The sequence below is a fragment of the Hymenobacter negativus genome, from assembly GCF_016056375.1.
In the GTDB taxonomy this organism is placed as follows: Bacteria; Bacteroidota; Bacteroidia; order Cytophagales; family Hymenobacteraceae; genus Hymenobacter; species Hymenobacter negativus_A.
The window spans coordinates 908,321-926,021 of record NZ_JAEDAE010000001.1 but is presented as its reverse complement, the minus strand read 5'-3'; the positions used below and the strand labels follow the sequence as shown (position 1 = coordinate 926,021).

At 60.8% G+C, this 17,701-nt stretch carries 13 protein-coding genes; 8 read left to right on the top strand and 5 right to left on the bottom strand.

Annotation, left to right across the window (positions count from 1 at the left end; translation table 11 throughout):
• Positions 1–33: 33 nt before the first annotated feature.
• The gene (locus I7X13_RS03990) at positions 34–1,557 is read right to left on the bottom strand and encodes a lipase maturation factor family protein (protein ID WP_198068553.1); all 1,524 of its coding nucleotides are present in this window, start codon (positions 1,555–1,557) and stop codon (positions 34–36) included.
• Positions 1,558–1,624: 67 nt separating this feature from the next.
• Positions 1,625–2,632, bottom strand: a complete 1,008-nt coding sequence (locus I7X13_RS03985) for an SDR family oxidoreductase (protein WP_211531978.1) — start codon at positions 2,630–2,632, stop codon at positions 1,625–1,627.
• 314 nt (positions 2,633–2,946) lie between these two features.
• On the opposite strand from I7X13_RS03985, the gene ispG reads away from it, so the two are divergent.
• Positions 2,947–4,944 (top strand): (E)-4-hydroxy-3-methylbut-2-enyl-diphosphate synthase, encoded by a 1,998-nt coding sequence (gene ispG / locus I7X13_RS03980; protein ID WP_198074426.1) that lies wholly within the window; start codon positions 2,947–2,949, stop codon positions 4,942–4,944.
• Positions 4,945–4,966: 22 nt separating this feature from the next.
• A complete protein-coding gene (locus I7X13_RS03975; protein ID WP_198074425.1) occupies positions 4,967–5,224 on the top strand; it encodes an SMI1/KNR4 family protein in 258 nt (85 codons plus the stop codon).
• A 142-nt stretch (positions 5,225–5,366) separates the two neighbouring features.
• On the opposite strand, the gene I7X13_RS03970 is transcribed toward I7X13_RS03975, so the two are convergent.
• Positions 5,367–5,840, bottom strand: coding sequence for a nuclear transport factor 2 family protein (locus tag I7X13_RS03970; protein ID WP_198074424.1), 474 nt, complete (start codon positions 5,838–5,840; stop codon positions 5,367–5,369).
• An 87-nt stretch (positions 5,841–5,927) separates the two neighbouring features.
• Between I7X13_RS03970 and I7X13_RS03965 the strand changes: the two genes are divergently transcribed.
• The 3 genes from I7X13_RS03965 (at position 5,928) to I7X13_RS03955 (ending at position 7,320) form a co-directional block, all read left to right on the top strand.
• A complete protein-coding gene (locus tag I7X13_RS03965; protein WP_198074423.1) occupies positions 5,928–6,659 on the top strand; it encodes a phytanoyl-CoA dioxygenase family protein in 732 nt (243 codons plus the stop codon).
• Between the two features lie 125 nt (positions 6,660–6,784).
• Positions 6,785–6,958 carry a DUF6728 family protein gene (locus I7X13_RS03960; RefSeq protein WP_198068543.1) on the top strand — a complete coding sequence of 58 codons (174 nt, stop codon included), beginning with the start codon at positions 6,785–6,787 and terminating at the stop codon, positions 6,956–6,958.
• Positions 6,959–6,969: 11 nt separating this feature from the next.
• Positions 6,970–7,320, top strand: a complete 351-nt coding sequence (locus I7X13_RS03955) for an MmcQ/YjbR family DNA-binding protein (protein ID WP_198074422.1) — start codon at positions 6,970–6,972, stop codon at positions 7,318–7,320.
• Between the two features lie 83 nt (positions 7,321–7,403).
• Here I7X13_RS03955 and I7X13_RS03950 read toward each other — a convergent pair whose 3' ends face one another.
• Positions 7,404–9,926 (bottom strand): M14 family metallopeptidase, encoded by a 2,523-nt coding sequence (locus I7X13_RS03950; protein WP_198074421.1) that lies wholly within the window; start codon positions 9,924–9,926, stop codon positions 7,404–7,406.
• Positions 9,927–10,177: 251 nt separating this feature from the next.
• Entirely contained in the window at positions 10,178–12,961 is a 2,784-nt protein-coding gene (leuS, locus tag I7X13_RS03945; RefSeq protein WP_198074420.1) for a leucine--tRNA ligase, read from the bottom strand.
• 218 nt (positions 12,962–13,179) lie between these two features.
• Between leuS and dnaG the strand changes: the two genes are divergently transcribed.
• The 3 genes from dnaG (at position 13,180) to I7X13_RS03930 (ending at position 17,684) form a co-directional block, all read left to right on the top strand.
• Positions 13,180–15,282, top strand: a complete 2,103-nt coding sequence (dnaG, locus tag I7X13_RS03940) for a DNA primase (protein WP_198074419.1) — start codon at positions 13,180–13,182, stop codon at positions 15,280–15,282.
• A gap of 15 nt (positions 15,283–15,297) precedes the next feature.
• Positions 15,298–16,353, top strand: a complete 1,056-nt coding sequence (locus I7X13_RS03935; protein WP_198068532.1) for a potassium channel family protein — start codon at positions 15,298–15,300, stop codon at positions 16,351–16,353.
• Between the two features lie 101 nt (positions 16,354–16,454).
• Entirely contained in the window at positions 16,455–17,684 is a 1,230-nt protein-coding gene (locus tag I7X13_RS03930) for a glycosyltransferase family 4 protein (protein ID WP_317191518.1), read from the top strand.
• Positions 17,685–17,701 lie beyond the last annotated feature (17 nt).

Sequence of the window (17,701 nt, the reverse complement as noted above, 5' to 3'; positions counted from 1 at the left end):
CTTATTGGTAAACGAGCAGGAGGTTCTTCAAACTCAGGGCCCCCAGCCCGACCGTCGCAGAAACTCGGCCAGGCGTGGGTCATCGGCCGACAGCGGCACCAGCCACATATCAACCCGTTCCCGTTGCCACCACTGTCCCTGCGGGTTACCGGGCCGGGCAAACCGGTACCGGTAGCGCACGGCCCGAATATAGCGCGGCGGCTGGCCGGGAAATGGGTTGCGGGCAAATAAACTGACCGCGTCGGGGTCGTTGTGCAGGAGCTTCGACACCAGATTTGCCGTCCAGGGATATTCGGCGGGCGAAGCCATGGCGGCAAACCACATCTGCCAGTCGAGCCGCAGCTGGTAGGGGGCGATTTGGGGCGGGCGTTGGTCGAGGGCCACGGGGAGGCCTTTGTAGGGGTAGGGTAGCCAGTTGGCGCTGTCGCTGGGAATGGCATCGCGGGTGCCTTCAAATACCACGTTCAGCCGCTCGCGGCCCACCGTGCCGAAGGCTCCGTAGGTGTTCACCAAATCCAGCGGGTCGAAGGACGTATTCATGATTTGGCCGGGCGAAATCATGTTCAGCGCCGGCCGGATGCTAAGCAGCGCGATAACCGCCGTGACCACCCACGCGGCTGTGCGCATCGGGCGCGACTCCTCGGCCTGGGCCGCTGCGGCTGCGGCCTGCCGCACCAGCCGCCGGGGAAGCAGCCGCGCCCAGAAGCCGTCGTCGAAACAAGCCAGGGCCGGCACGATGGTCAGCCAGTTCAAAAACGACAGGTTGCCGCTGAGGATGATGCTTAGCTGAAACAGTACCATCACCACGCCGGCCGTGTGACGGGCCACGCGAGGCCCGAAGGCAAAAAATGGGGCCAGCAGCTCGGCCAGCCAGTTGAACCACACGCCCAGGCGCAGAGCCCCGTGCGGCAAAAAGTGGAACCACCGGCTCAGGGGGCCGGGAATGGGCTGGGTTTCGAAATGGTAGTAGAGGGCAGTGCTATTGCGCCAGATTTCATCGCCGCGCACCTTGATGAGCCCGGCCCCGAGCATCACGCGCACCACCAGCCACCGAAACAGCACGATGACGGGCAGGGGCGGTGCATACTTCGGAAAAGGCCGCCCATCGAGCAAGGGGCATAGAAAAATGGCCAGAAACCCGGTTTCGGTCAGCTGGATTTCCCAGCCGTAGCCGTACCATTCCTGCCCCACGTGCACGAAGGACAGGTAGAGCCCCCATAACACTGCCAGCAGCAGCGCATTGGCGAAGCCGGCCGCTACCAGACAAGAAATTCCAAACCCCAGCCAGGCCGCCGCCAGCAAAGCCGTATCGGAATGGCCAAGCCAAAAAATAGACGGCAGCCGCACAAAACCAGCGCCCGCCGACCCCAGAACTGCGCTCGCCTGCTTCAGAAAGAGCCCCACCGGCAATAGCCCATGCTCCCCAATCAGCGGCACAATCTGATTGATAGCCACCAGAAAAGCCACCGCGTACAGCCCGCCCAGCAGGCGCAGAATAACAAAGCGCGTGAGCCAATAAGTTGGCTCGGGCGGCGTAGTGGAGGCCTCGGTTTCCATGATGATGCGTACCAATGGAAGGGGAATAGCTCAGCAGGCGGCTCGCAGCCTGATGTTTTGGCCGACGCTAGGGCTGGCCGCCGCCGCCCGACGCGCCATAAATCTGGCCCGTGGTAAAACTGGCGTCGTTGGCGGCCAGCTGCACGTAAATAGACGCTAGTTCAACGGGTTGGCCGGGCCGGCCCATGGGCGTTTTGGCTCCGAACTCTTTCAGGTTTTCCTGGGTCGAGCCGCCGCTGACCTGCAAGGGCGTCCAGACGGGGCCAGGAGCCACGCCGTTCACCCGAATGCCTTTGGGCGCGAGCTGTTTGGCCAGCGACTTCACGTAGTTCATAGTCGCCGCCTTGGTTTGGGCATAATCATACAGGTTCGGCGAAGGGTCGTAGGCCTGCTCCGAGGTAGTGCCGATGATGGCCGCGCCGGGCGGCAGGTGCGGCAGGGCAGCTTTAATAATCCAGAACGGTGCGTAGATGTTGGTCTTCATCGTGGCATCGAAATCGGCGGTGCTGAGTTCCAGAATGGACTGGCGCTGCTGCTGGCGGCCGGCGTTGTTCACCACAATGTCGAGCCCGCCGAGCTGGCGCACGGCTTCGGCCACCAGCTTCTGGCAGAAGGCTTCTTCGCGTAGGTCGCCCGGAATGGCGATGCCCTTGCGGCCTTCGGCTTTAATCAGGGCAATAACTTCTTTGGCGTCGGCTTCCTCGGCCGGCAGGTAGTTGATGGCCACGTCGGCACCTTCGCGGGCGTAGGCAATGGCCGCGGCGCGGCCCATGCCCGAGTCGCCGCCCGTTATCAGGGCCTTGCGGCCTTGCAGCCGGCCCGAACCTTTATAGCTTTTCTCGCCATGGTCGGGGCGTGGGTCCATCTGGCTGGCCAGCCCCGGCCAGGGCTGCGACTGCCCTTTGAACGGCGGCTTGGGGTACTTATTGATTGGATTCACCATAGGGTCCGGGGCCGCTGCGGCAGGCGCACCTGCGCCCTGCACCGGAAGCACCGGTGCCACTGCCGCCACCGCTAGGCTGGCCCCTAAGCCGCTGATGACGTCGCGCCGGCTGAGCTTGTTTGATTCATTCATGATGTTGAAGTATAGTGTTTTAATAATTGTGAGCTACTATTCTGGTTATACCTTCTTTTGGAAGCTGGGGTTGGTCGCAAGTCCTTCGCAATTGCCTGATAATTGAAACACGGACTTTTTAGGCTAATGAATGCTGGGACGAACGGGATGACTGCCAATAGTTTCCGGCTGCCAGTCGTTGCAATAGCAATTCCGGCCTGCTCATTAGGAAAAGTGCCAGCCTGGATTGAACCTGTACGTCACGCTGCCATCCGATACGGCTTTACCTTTGCAGCACGGCGCAACTTTCGCCGGCACCCCCTGGTTTTTGGCCCATGAACAAGACGTATTGCCCCAGCCTCACCGAATACAAGCGCCGCGTGTCCCGCGTGGTAAACATTGGCGGCTTGCCGATGGGCGGCGACTACCCCATCCGCGTGCAGAGCATGACCACCGTGGATACCATGGACACCATGGGCTCGGTGGAGCAGACGCTGCGCATGGTGGCGGCCGGCTGTGAGTACGTGCGCATCACCGCGCCCAGCATGAAAGAGGCCCAGAACCTGCTGGAAATTAAGAAAGAGCTGCGCAAGCGCGGCTGCAACGTGCCGCTCATCGCCGACATCCACTTCACGCCCAATGCCGCCGAGCTGGCTGCCCGCATCGTGGAGAAAGTGCGCGTGAACCCCGGCAACTACGCCGATAAAAAGAAATTCGAGGAGATTGAATACACCGACGCCACTTATGCGGATGAAGTGGAGCGCATCCGCGAGCGGTTCCGGCCGCTGGTTCAGATTTGCAAGCAGCACGGCACGGCCATGCGCATCGGCACCAACCACGGCTCGCTCAGCGACCGGATTCTGAGCCGCTACGGCGATACGCCGCTGGGCATGGTGGAGTCGGCGCTGGAATTCCTGCGCCTCTGCGAAGAAGAAAATTACTACGACGTGGTGCTGAGCATGAAGGCCAGCAACACCCAGGTAATGGTGCAGGCCTACCGCCTGCTGGTGCAGAAGCTCGACGAGGAAGGCCTGCAGCCCTACCCGCTGCACCTGGGCGTGACCGAGGCCGGCGAGGCCGAAGACGGCCGCATCAAGAGCGCCGTCGGCATTGGCACGCTGCTCGAAGACGGCCTCGGCGACACCGTGCGCGTGAGCCTGACCGAAGCGCCGGAGGCCGAGGCCCCGGTGGCCCGCATGCTGATTGACCGCTACACCGAGCGCGCCGCGCTGGCCAAGCCCATTAAGCCGCTGGAAGGCGAAGTGCCCATCGACCCCTTCCAGTACCACCGCCGTACCACGCATGAAGTAGCCAACTTTGGCGGGCTGAACGTGCCGCGCGTCGTGGCGGATTTGTCGCGCCTGCCGCGCCGCGAATACGCCGACCTGCGCGCCGCCGGCCACCTGTATTCCCCCTTCCTCGATAAATTTCAGATGGGCGACCTCGGGGCCGACTACATCTACACCGGCGAGCGGCCGGTACCTTACATGCTGCCCAATGGCCTGAAGGAAGTCGTGACCTTCACGGCCTGGAAAGATGCCGGCCGTCGCACCGACCACTACCCGCTGATGACGGCCTGCACCTACCTGGAAACCAGTGCCGACGCCCGTCATCCGCAGCTAAACTTTCTACTGGTTGAGCCCATTGCGTTCGACTCGCGCCTGATTGAGCACCTGCGCACCGACCGCACCGTGGTGCTGGTGCTCGAAACCCACAACCCCCACGCCATGCCCGACCTGCGCCGGGCCTTCTTCGAGCTGATTAACCACGGCGTGACCTGCCCGGTCATTATTGCCCGCTTCTACCCGCAGCAGCCCAATGAGAAAACCCAGCTCGACGCTGCCACCGACGTGGGCGGCCTGCTCATCGACGGTCTGGGCGATGGCGTGGTCCTCGGCGCTCGCCTGCTGCCCGTCGACCGGCCCCAAGAAGATTGGCTGCGAGACATTGACATGCTCAACCAGCTTTCGTTCGGCATTCTGCAGGCGGCCCGCACCCGCATGAGCAAAACCGAGTACATCAGCTGCCCCAGCTGCGGCCGCACCCTGTTCGACCTGCAGGAAACCACGGCCATGATTCGCAAGCGCACCGACCACCTCAAGGGCATTAAAATCGGCATTATGGGCTGCATTGTGAACGGTCCCGGCGAAATGGCCGATGCCGACTACGGCTACGTGGGCGTGGGCAAGGGCAAAATTTCCCTCTACCGCGGCCAGGAAGTCATCAAGAAATCCGTGCCCGAGGAACGGGCTGTGGACGACCTGATTGAGCTCATGCGCGAGGATGGGAAGTGGATTGAGAAAGAAGTGGTTGGGGAGCCGTTAGAAATGTGATAACCCTAATTCATTTCTACCTATGGGGTTTTCAGAAATTATTATAGGGTTTCAGCAAGCCGGTATTGAAATCAATGCTGGAGCATCGATTGAGCAGCTTAATAAGCTTGAAGCCAGAACAGGTTTTAAATTCCCAGATGTATTTAAACAGTTTTATTGTACTGCAAATGGGTTTAAAAACTATGATATGACACCAGGGTTATTTAGCCTCTTTTCAATAGAATTGATAAACGAATATGGCTTATGTTATCACGAAGATTTTATAGGATTTTCTGATTAATAGTCATGCAATAGGCTTCCTTAAAACCAAGACAGGTATTTATAAGAGTTACGATTTAGAAAGACCGGTTTGTTCGACATTTAGTGAAGCATTAGAAATGATATTAGCAGCGGATGAAAAATTGTATTAGATTCTCTAATCTTTATTTACATTTCTCCTTCCGTCGCGTATCAATAATATGCGCGATTTTCCAGCCGTCGGCCAGCTTCACCAGCTGAAACGAGTCGTAGCCGCAGTGGCTGAATTTGCTGCCCAGGTAGAACTCGTAGGGAGCCCACACGCTGGCTAGGTTGGCATCAATTAACACCCGCTCGAACTGCACCCGCTCGTCCCAGACGGCGGGATGGGGCGTGCCTACGGCCTTCAGGAAGCCGTTGATACTTTCGATTTCCAGCGTAGGTGGCTGGCCGGGCTTGCCGCCGAAACCGTGAAAAACGGCCGCCGGGGCCAGCGTGCGGCGCACGGCGGTGCTGTCGCCGCGCCGCATGCCATCGAAGAAGGCGGTGACGGTTTGCTTCACCGCTTCCGTTTCGGCAGAGACTTTTTGGGCGTGGGCGGCGGGAATAGCGGCGGCCAGCAAGCCGGCGAGCAAGAGGGAAGTATTGGGCTTGTTCATTGATACAGCATTGGGATGGCTAAAGGTGCATCGGTGATGCCGCAGGTTGCGCAGCTGGCGGCGGGGCGAATGTAGCTTTGCGGATGTATGGAAACAGTTGTTCTCAGTGGCCCGGTGGCCGCGCAATTTGCCGAGGCAGGTTTTGCCGTGTTCAGCGAGCTTTACACGCCCGCCGAAGTGGCCGCCTTACTGCAAACCGTAGAAAGCGCGGCCGGAAATGGCCCCAACTTTAGGCGGAGCCAGGAGGTGTTTGCCATTCGCGAACTACTGAAAGAAATCCCGACCCTTTGGCAATTGCTGGATACACCCGCACTGCGCCAGCTGATGGCGGGGCTGTTTCCGGCGGGGTGTCAGCTGGTGAAGGCCATTTATTTTGACAAGCCCGCCGGCTCCAACTGGCTGGTGGCCTGGCATCAGGACCTAATGATAAACGTGGACCAGCGTATAGATTTGCCTGGTTTCGGCCCTTGGACCAGCAAGGCCGAAGGTGTGTCGGTACAGCCCCCAGTGGCAGTGCTGGAAAATATGGTAACCCTGCGCATTCACCTCGACGACTGCAACGCCACCAACGGCGCGTTGAAAGTGGTGCCCGGTTCGCACCGGCACGGTGTGGTGCCGGCCGCTGCCATTGTTGGCTACACGCCAAATGCCACCGTTTGTGCCGTGCCCGCGGGTGGGGGCATGCTTATGAAACCGCTAGTGCTACACGCTTCCAACCGCAGCACCAGCAACCGCCCGCGCCGGGTAATTCACCTGGAATTTGCCTCGGTGGAACTGCCGACCGGACTGGCCTGGCGCGAGCGACGCGAGGTGATGTAGCGCCCGCTTCCGCTGGCGTGGGGTTGCACGGCGTGTCATCCCGGTACCCAAGCCACGGCGTGCGCATCGGTAAATCTTTCTGGCGCGGCGGGTGTTACCTTAGCTACTCCCAAACCTGCTCTGATATGAACGGCAAGAATCTTTTCAATTTCGGCCCGGTCCTCGGCTATTATTTCCGGAAAAACGACCCTAACCGCAAGAACAACTTCAACCTGAAGACCATGCACTTCATCAATAAGCTCAGCTTGGCGATGTTTCTGGTGTGCTTGGTGGTGATGCTGTTCCGTTACGTGCTGTAAGCTGGGGTAGGATGAATATTGAGGATTTCCGCGACTACTGCCTGCTGAAAGCCGGCGTGACCGAAGAAACGCCCTTTGGCCCCGAAACGCTGGTGTTCAAAGTCGGCGGCAAAGTGTTTGCCCTGACGGATATCGATACCTTCGGCAGCATCAACCTGAAGTGCGACCCCGAGCGCGCCGAAGAGCTGCGCGAGGCCCACGACTACGTGCGGCCCGGCTACCACATGAACAAGAAGCATTGGAACACGGTGTTCACCGGCACCGGCGCACCGGAAAGCCAACTCCGCGAGCTGATTGACCACTCGTATGATTTGGTGCGCGCCTCGCTACCGAAAGCTGTAAAAGCCACGCTAGAACTGTAGAGACGCAAAATATTGCGTCTCTACACCAATACAAAAACGCCCTGCTGGATTTCCAGCAGGGCGTTTTTATTAGCTGTGAAGGCTTACTGTCCCACTAAAAACACCGCGTTGCCAAACATCAGCTTGCCGCTCTGCCAGAAAGCGCGGAACAGCGGATTATCGCCCAAGTACACCACTTCGCCGCGCCCAAAATCCTGCGCGCCCACTACGAACGTGTCGGTGAGCTCCTTGCGGGCCTTGGTGCCGGTGAAGCCGGCCGAGTAGCTGTCTCTCTTGATGACGCCCACGTTCCAGCCGCCTTTGCCCAGGAAGCTGTAGTTGAGCGGGTTGCGCACCAGTGCGTAGTAGGTATCGCCGTAGCCGAAGGCCAGCGGGTGGGTGTTGTCGAGCTGCACGCGGTAGATGCTACCCTGCACCGCGTCCTCGGCTTCCTCGCGCTCGGCGTCGCCGTAGCGGCGCAGCAGGCGGTAGGGGTTGGCTTTCATCTCCTTGCGGATGGCGGTGGAATCGATGGTTTTGGGCTTGAGGAGGAAGTCCTTTTTGCCGGACAGGAATTTGGCTGCGCCTTCCATGGCGATGAGGCGGCCGCCGTCGCGCACCCAGGCTTTCAGACCTTCCAAGTTGCGGTCGTTGTACACGTCGCCGTAGCCGCCGTTGGGCAGGATGAGCACGTCGTATTTATTTAAACTCACGCGGCTGAGGTAGTCGGTGCCCAACACCGTGAGCGGGTAGCCGAGCTGCTGTTCGAAGAAGTGCCACACCTCACCAAAGGCCGTGGGGTCGACGCCCGGTCCAGCCACCACGGCCACATTTGGCTGCTTCACGAAGTGCACCGAGCTGGAGCCCAGGTCGCGGCCCGAGGTCGAAAAGCCCGATTTCACGGCCATGACGGTGGTGCCGGCCGAATCGGCCTGGGCGCGCACCAGCTCGTCGAAGCGGGGGGCGAGGCCCTCGTTACCGGTGCGGGTGATGATGAGCGTGCCGGGCGAATACTGCTGGCCTTCCGACTCGAACGCCTTTTCGGCGTAGCGCACCTTCACTTTCTGCAGCAGCAGGCGGCTGAGGAAACGCACGTCCTGTAGGGAATTCCAGCGGGCGAGGTAGGCGTAGGGGCGGTCGGCCGCGGCGGCGCTGCCCTGCACGCTGGCGGTGGCGGGCGCACCGGCCGAGGCGTCGAGGCGGCCGGGCACGGCGTACGATTTCAGGCCGAAGGCGTAGGGCAGGGCCCAGGAGGTGATGTCGTAGGTGAGCGAGTCTTCGAGCTGGGGCTTGGGCTCGAACAGTACCTTCACCAGCGTCGATTTGGGCTGGTACATGCTGATAACTACGTCGCGGGGCTCCACGGTCACGTCGCCGGTTTTGCCGGTAAGATAGTTGAAGCCCTTGGTTTTGGTGCGCTTCGGGGCATAGCCGTAGCGAATCTGGTTGCGGTCGAGGTACTGCGTGAAGGCGCGGAGTTGGCCAGGGTCGTTGCCGGCCCCGATGACGTAGCTCTTGAACTCGCCCTGCGGCTTGCTGGCGGCGTTGGCGAAGTAGCGCTGGAACTCGCGCAGCAGGTCGTCATGCCGCTCGGCAGTGGCCTGGATGGTGGCGCGGCTGGCAGCGTGGTGGTGGGCAATGCGCTGGGCCAGCGTCAGGGTGTCGCCGTCGAGACGGGCGTAGGCCACGCCACCGGCCCCGCCGCCGCCCTGCTCATACGTCATGCCAATGGCGCCGTTAAAGCTGGGCCAGGTGTCGCCGTAGGTAGGGGCGTAGAGGTCGTAGACTTCGCGGGTGAAATACAGCCAGTTATTCTTGTCGAAGGCCACTTTGTTGTAGTCGCCCAGTACGCCCTGGAACTTGCGCTGCCAAGCCGTGAGGTCGGCGTGGTAGGGCTTGGCGGCGGGCGAGAAGTAGTAGGTGTTGTTCGGGCCCATCTCGTGGAAGTCGGCATGCACCTCGGGCAGCCACTGGTTGTAGAGGGCGATGCGCTGCTTGGTTTCCTGTTGCGTTTGCCAGGCCCAGTCGCGGTTCAGGTCGAAGTAGTAGTGGTTGAAGCGGCCGCCGGGCCAGGGCTCGTGGTGCTCCCAGGAGTCGGGACTGGCATTCACCGACTGGTTGCGCACGCGGTTGTACCAGTTCACGTACCGGTCGTGGCCGTCGGGGTTGATGCAGGGGTCCACGATGACGACGGTGTTTTTCAGCCAATCCTGCATTTGCTGGTCCTGCGGGTTGGCCAGGTCGTAGAGCACCTGCATCACGGCTTCGGAGCTCACGGCCTCGTTGCCGTGCACGTTGTAGCTTAGCCAGCACACGCCGGGCTCCTGGGTGCGGGCCGAACCGCTCTCCACGCCGGCCAGGCGAAGGTTGTTGTGGCGCACGTCGTCGAGGCGGCCGAAGGTTTCGGCGCTGGCAATCTGGACCACTTCGAGCGGGCGCTTCTCGTAGGTGCTGCCGTAGCGCACCAGCTTCATACGGCCGGGCGTGTGGGCCGCGACGTGGGCCACATAGCGCAGCAACTCGGCGTGGGGCGTAAACTGTTCCCCCAGCTTGTAGCCTAGGAACTGCTCGGGCGTGAGCAGCGGGCCGGCCGAGTCGGTGGTTTGGGCGTAGCTGTCGAAACTCATCAGCGCAGCGGTTAGTAATACCGTTGGCTGTGCAAACCGCGTCACGCCAGAAAAGAACGACCTAAGTCGGGAAGTATTTATCTGAAGCATTGGAATTCAGAAGGTGATTTTATGCGCGCAAGGTAGGACACAAAAACGCGCTGTTCTCTTTACAGAAACGGCAACAAAAAGGCCTACTGCAATCACAGTAAGCCTTTTTGCTTATTCAATTTTGCACGTCATGCGGCGTGCAGCGAAGCATGATGTGCTACTTACACTACCACGTTCACCATGCGGCCTTTCACCACAATCACCTTCTTGGCGGCCTTGCCTTCGCCGTGCTTGGCGAGGAAATCCGATGCCAGGACGGCGGCTTCAATCTCGGCGGGGGTGGCGGCGGCGGCGAACTGCATCTGCTCGCGTACTTTGCCGTTGATGGCCAGCGGGTAGGTCACACTTTCTTCCACCAGGAATTCTTCGCGGAACTCGGGGTAGCGGGCCGTGCTGATGCTGCCGGCCTCGTGGCCCAGCTCCTGCCACAGTTCCTCGGCCAGGTGCGGCGCAAACGGGGACACCAGCAGCACCAGCGGCTCCAGGATGGCGCGCTTGTGGCACTTGAGGGCCGTAAGCTCGTTCACGGTAATCATGAACAGGCTGACGGAGGTGTTGAAGCTGAACTTCTCGATGTCTTCTTGCGCCTTCTGGATGGCTTTGTGCAGCACCTTGAGTTCGGCCGGGGTCGCCGGCTCGTCGGTGATGGCCAAGGGGCCGTCTTCAGGGTGGAAGAGGCGCCAGAACTTCTTGAGGAAGCCGCCCACGCCGCTGATGCCGTTGGTGTTCCAGGGCTTGTACTGCTCCAGCGGGCCGAGGAACATCTCGTATAGGCGCAGGGCGTCGGCACCGTAGCGGCCAATCAGCACGTCAGGGCTCACCACGTTGTACTTCGATTTCGACATTTTCTCGACCTCAACCCCGCACACATAGGTGCCGTTGTCTTCGAGAATGAATTCCGCGTTGGCGTACTCTTCGCGCCATTTTTTGAAGGCTTCGACGTTGAGGACATCGTTATCCACGATATTCACATCCGCGTACAAAGCAGTAGTTTCGTACTGGTCTTTCTTGCCCAGCGTCACGAATTGGTTGGTGCCGTTGATGCGGTACACAAAATTCGACCGGCCCAGAATCATCCCTTGGTTAATCAGCTTCTGGAAAGGCTCATTGCAGCTCACGAGGCCTAGGTCTTTCAGGAACAGGTACCAGAAGCGGGCGTAGAGCAGGTGGCCGGTGGCGTGCTCGGCCCCGCCCATGTAGAGGTCCACATTGCCCCAGTATTTTTCCGCCTCTTCGCCCACGAAGCGCGCGTCGTTGTGCGGGTCCATGTAGCGCAGGTAATACCACGACGAGCCTGCCCAGCCGGGCATGGTGCTCAGCTCATAGGGGTATTTGCCTTTATACAGCCAATCCTGGGCGCGGCCCAAGGGAGGCTCGCCGGTTTCGGTGGGCTTGTACTCGTCGATTTCGGGCAGCACCAGCGGCAGGTCGCTTTCGGCGATGCCGTAGGCCGTGCCGTCCTTGTAATAAATCGGAATGGGCTCGCCCCAGTAGCGCTGGCGGCCGAAAATAGCGTCGCGCTGGCGGAAGTTCACCTTGCCCTTGCCTAGACCCTTCTCTTCGAGGAAGGCGATGAGCTTGGCGGTGGCCTCCTTGTAGGTGAGGCCGTTAATGATGCCGGAATTAATATAGCGCCCTTCCTTGGTGGGGTCGGCCTGCTGGTCGATGTCCTTTTGAGCGTCGGAAATAACGGGAATGGGCAGGCCGAAATGCGTGGCAAACAGCCAGTCGCGCTGGTCGCCGCTGGGCACGGCCATCACGGCGCCGGTGCCGTAGCCGGCCAGCACGTAGTCGGCCAGCCAGATTTGCACGGGCTCGTTGTTCACCGGGTTGAGGGCGTAGGCACCGGTGAACACGCCCGATACGGTTTTGGCGTCGGCCATGCGGTCGCGCTCCGAGCGGCGCTTAGTGGCGGCAATGTACTCATCCACGGCGGCGCGCTGCTCGGGCGTGGTGAGTTGGTCGACCAACTCATGCTCCGGCGCCAAAACGAGGAAAGTGGCGCCGTAAATGGTATCGACGCGGGTGGTGTACACCTTGATTTGCGCCGTTTCGGAACCCTGCACGGGGAACGTCACCTCGGCCCCAATGCTCTTGCCAATCCAGTTGCGCTGCATCTCCTTCACGGCATCGGGCCAGTCGAGCTGGTCGAGGCCCTGCAGCAGGCGGTCGGCGTAGGCGGTGATGCGTAGGCTCCACTGCGGCATAAGGCGGCGCTCGACGGGGAAGCCGCCGCGCTCCGAGACCCCGTCTTTTACTTCGTCATTCGACAAAACCGTGCCCAGTCCGGCGCACCAGTTCACGTAGGTGTCCTGCTGGTAGGCGAGGCGATAGGGGAGCACGGCGGCCAGCTTCTGCTTCTCGCTCATCATCTGCCACTGGCCGGCGGTGAAGTCGTGGCGCTCCTCGTCATCGCCGGCGGCCCGAATGCCCGCGCTGCCGCTCTCCGCGAAGCGGGCGGTGAGCTCGGTGAGGGGCTCGGCGCGGTCGGTGTCGAGGTTGTACCAGGAGTTGAACAGCTTGAGGAAAATCCACTGCGTCCATTTGTAGTAGCTGGGGTCGGAGGTGCGCACCTCGCGGCTCCAGTCGTAGCTGAAGCCCAGGCTACTGAGCTGCTGGATGTAGGTATTGATGTTCTGCTCGGTGGTGAGCGCGGGGTGCTGCCCGGTCTGGATGGCGTACTGCTCGGCGGGCAGGCCAAAGGAGTCGAACCCCATGGGATGCAGCACGTTGAAGCCCTGCAGGCGCTTGTAGCGCGTCACGATGTCGGAGGCAATGTAGCCCAGCGGGTGCCCCACGTGCAGGCCCGCCCCCGAGGGGTAGGGGAACATGTCGAGCACGTAGTACTTGGGCTTGTCGGAGTGGTTCTGGGCCTTGAACGTGCTATGCTCTTTCCAGTGGGCCTGCCACTTCTTTTCGATTTCTTCGGGGCGGTATGCGGGCATCTTTCGCGGAGTTTATTCCGGGCAAAGGTAGGACGTAGGAGAAAGTAGGGCGAAATTTGTTGAACTGTGCCGCACGACCGTTCTATTCAGAACGTCATGCAGAGCGCAGCGAAGCATCTCGCGTGCTTCATTGAACGTTTTGATTAGCGACTGCGAGCGAAATGTTTCGCTGCGCTCAGCATGACGTTCTAGATAGATAAGCCGATATCCTGCCCCCGATGGCCCGCATACCCAAAGAATTAGTTGACCACATCATCCAGACCGCCGACATCGTGGAAGTCGTCGGCGACTTTGTGCAGCTCAAGCGCAAGGGCCAGAACCTGTGGGCCCCGTGTCCATTTCACAACGAAAAGTCGCCCTCGTTCTCGGTAAATCCAGCCAAGTCGCTCTATAAGTGCTTCGGCTGCGGCAAGGCCGGCGGCGTGGTGCAGTTTGTGATGGACGTGGAGGGCACCAGCTACGTGGAGGCCCTGAAGTACCTAGCTAAGAAGTACGCCATCGAGATTCAGGAGGAGGAAAAGACGCCCCAGCAGCAACTAGAGCAGAACGAGCGGGACTCGCAGTTCATCGTTTCCGACTTCGCCAAAAACCACTACCACCGCTTGTTGCTCAACTCCGAGGAGGGCATGAGCATCGGCTACGGCTACCTCAAGGAGCGCGGCCTCAACCTGAGCACCATCCAGACCTTCGAACTCGGTTACTCGCTCGACGCCTGGGATGACCTGATGAAAGCCGCCGAAACGGCCGGCTTCGACAAGAAATACCTGGAAAAAACCGGCCTCACGGTCATTCGAACCGATGACCAGGGCAAAGACACCGGCCGGCGCTACGACCGATTCCGGGGCCGCGTGATGTTTCCCATTCACAACATCAGCGGCCGGGTGGTAGGCTTCGGGGCGCGCACGCTGAAGCGCGACGACAAAATGGCGAAGTACCTCAACTCGCCCGAGTCGGAAATCTACCACAAGTCAGACGTGCTGTATGGCCTGTTTCAGGCCCGGCAGGCCATTCGCACGCAGGAAGTCTGCTACCTCGTGGAAGGCTACCTCGATGTGCTGAGCTTGTACCAGGGCGGCATCAAGAACGTGGTGGCCTCGTCGGGTACCTCGCTCACTGAGGGTCAGATTCGGCTCATCAAGCGGTATTCCGACAACGTGACGGTGCTGTATGACGGCGACGCGGCTGGCATCAAGGCTTCGCTACGCGGCACCGATTTGCTGCTCGAAGGCGGCCTGAACGTGCGCGTGGTGCTCTTCCCCGACGGCGACGACCCCGACTCCTACATCCGCAAGGTGGGCGACCAGCGCTTCACCGAATACATCGAAACCAAGAGCCAAGACTTCATCAGCTTCAAAACCACGCTCGTGGCCCGCGAAGCCTCCGGCGACCCGGTGAAGAAGGCCGAGGCCATCCGCGACGTGCTACACAGCATCGCCAAGGTGCCAGACGCCATCAAGCGTCAGGTGTTTTTGCAGCAGACTTCAGGCATTTTCGGTATCGATGAGCAAGTGCTTATCACCGAGTACAATAAGCTGGTAAAATCGCCCGGCGCGGCAGCCAAACCCAGCGGCCCGCCCGATAACCGCGGCAACTACGGCAACGGTGCCGGCAGCGCCAATTCCGGTTTCCCCCCCAGTTCCAACCCGCGCTCAGCCCCCTCGCCGCGCCCGATGACGGACGAGGAAGAGGCTGAAATGCTGATGTATGGCGGAGCCGAAGCGGCCGCTGCCCTGCAAGGCATGAGCGCCGGTTTCCCATCGGGTGCCGCGCAAAAGGAGGAGGAAGAGGACCTGCCCGACATGCTTAAAGTGTGCGAGCGGGAGGTGCTGCGCCTGCTGGTGCTCTACGCCCCGCGCGAAGTGGAGGAGGAAATCAGCGTGGCGGCCTACCTGCTGGGCCAGCTCGACGAAGCGCCGCTCAAGACGCCACTCTTTGCCGAGATGTGGGAAATCTGTCGGCAGGAGTTGCTGGCCGGCCGCTTCCCCGACGCCCGCCTGCTGGCCCAGAACGAGCGGGAGGATATTCGCCAGCTCATCACCGACCTGGCCACCGAGCGCTACGAAATCAGCCCGAATTGGCGCACCAAGGAGATTTACGTCTTCAACGAAGTTGACCTGCCCAAGCTGGCCTGCGACAACGCCGTGCTGCGCCTCAACAAAGTGCACGTGCAGCGTGAGCTCGACCGGGCCATGGACCGCTTGCGCCTGCCTGGCCTCGACGACGTGGAAATGTTTGAGATTCTGGGCAACATCAAGAATCTTAAGCTGCTCGACAACCAGCTGGCCGGAATGCTGGGTACAGTTATTCCGCGCGGCACTTAATCCATCGGTTTGTCAATGCTCAATCGCCTCAATATCAACCGGCTGATTCTGGCCGTCGTCCTCACCGTAGCCAGCCTGGTCATTGGCATGACGGGCTTCACCTACATCGAGCACTACGGCCCCGTCGATGCGTTTTACATGACCGTGACGACCATTGCCACGGTGGGCTTTGGCGAAATTCACACGTTTTCGGAAGCAGGCCGGCTGTTCGTCTCCTTCTACATCCTCTACAACCTGGTGGTGGTGGCCTACCTCGTGTCGGTTTTCTCCTCCTTTATCTTTGACGGCGAGCTGCGCAAAATTTATAAGATGATTCGAACCGACCAGGAGATAAAGCGTTTCAGCGGCCACGTCATTGTGTGCGGTTTCGGCCGCAACGGCCGCCGCGCCTACCAGGAGCTGCGGGCCAGCGGCGCCCGCGTGGTGGTGGTCGAAGCCAATCAGGAGCTGATGAAAAACATCACCGAGGGCCACACCGGAGAGGATTACGACGGCGACGGCGCGCCCGGCGGCAACATCTTCACCGTCTTCGGTGATGCCACTACCGACCTCGTGCTCAAACAGGCCGGCGTAGAGCGGGCCTCGGCCCTCATCACCTCGCTGCCCAAAGACGCCGACAACGTATTTGTGGCCCTCTCGGCTCGCGCCCTTAACCCGCGCCTGAAAATAATTGCCCGCGCCTCGCTCAAAACTTCGGAAAGCAAGCTCCTCTCGGCCGGGGCCGACTCGGTGGTGATGCCGGACGAAATCGGCGGCTCGCACATGGCCAAGCTGGTGGTGCGTCCCGAAGTCATCCGCTTCCTGGACCTGATTTCGGGCCTCAGCGCCGATAAACTACGCCTCGAAGAAATGACGTTTCAGCAGCTGCGCCGGGATTTGCACGGTCGCAGCATCCGCGAGCTTGACGTGCGCTCCGTCACCGGAGCCACCATCATCGGCCTGCGCCAGGCCGACGGCTCCCTGCTCGTGAGCCCGCCCGTGGACTACGTGCCCAAAGCCGGCGACGTGCTGTTGGTGCTCGGCAGCGAGGAGCAAATTGAAAACTTCGAAGTGCGCTTCCGGCAACTGTAAATCTGAGTTATGAATTACGAGTTAAAAGTTATGAGTTGTGATAACGCCAACCGAACTGACCTAACTCCTAACTCCTAACTCTCAACCCATAATTCACCCAAGTGCACATACTGCAGCTTTGTCCCCGCGTTCCTTACCCGCTCACTACCGGGGGCGCTATTGCTATGTATGACGTGGCCGCCGGCCTGGTGCAGGCCGGCCACCGCGTCACCATGCTGGCCATCAACACGCCCAAGCACCACCAGCCGGCTGATGCGCTCGACCATTTGGGGCCGAATTTCCGGTTGGTGACGGTGGACGTGAACACGGACATTACGCCGGTAAAGGCCCTGAAAAACCTGCTGCTGAGCCGCCAGCCCTACATTGTGGAGCGCTTTATCAGCCCGGCTGTGGGGGAGACGCTGGTGGAGATTCTGCAAAGCGAAACGGTAGACGCGGTGCAGTTTGAGGGCACGTTTGCCGCCTGGTATGCCGAACTGCTGGGCCGCCGCGAAAATGCCAGCCTGCGCGTGCCGCCGCTGGTGCTGCGCGCCCACAACCTGGAGCACACCATCTGGCAGATGCTGGCCGGGCGCGAGGGCAACCCACTCAAACGTTTCTACCTGCGCGACATGGCCGCCCGGCTGGCGCGTTTCGAGCGCCGCCACCTGGCCCAGTTCGATGCCGTGGCCGCCATCACCGACGACGACGCGCAACGCCTGCGCGCCCTGGGCTGCCCCGAGCCGGTGGTGTTCATTCCCGCTGGCGTTGATTTTACGCGCTTTCAACCTGACCCGGCCGTGAAACCCAAGCCGCGCACCCTGTTCATGATTGGTTCGCTGAACTGGCTACCCAATCTGGAGGGCCTGCACTGGCTGCTGCGCGAAATCTGGCCCACCATCCACGCCGAAATGCCCGACGTGGAGCTGCACATCGCTGGCAGCGGCACCCCCGACGAGCTGTTGCGCCCGCGTACCGACAACGTGTTCGTGCACGGCTTTGTGGAATCGGCCCCGGCTTTTATGCAACAATATGAGTTGATGCTGGTGCCGCTGCTCAGCGGTGGCGGCATGCGTATAAAGATTATCGAGGCCATGGCGCTGGGCAAGGCCGTCCTAAGCACCCCGCTGGGCGCCGAAGGCATTGCCGTGCGCGATGGCCACGACATCGTGCTGCGCGACTCGGCCGCCGCGTGGCTGGACGCGCTCCGGGCCTGGGGCCGTCAGGAAATGCCCGTGGCCGCCATTGGCGCAGCGGCCGCCCACACTGCCACCCACGTCTACGACCGCCGCCGGGTAACCGAGCAGTTCGTGGGCTTATACGAGCGGCTACGGCCGGTGCCGGTTAGCTGATGGTGGCGGTTGTCCTT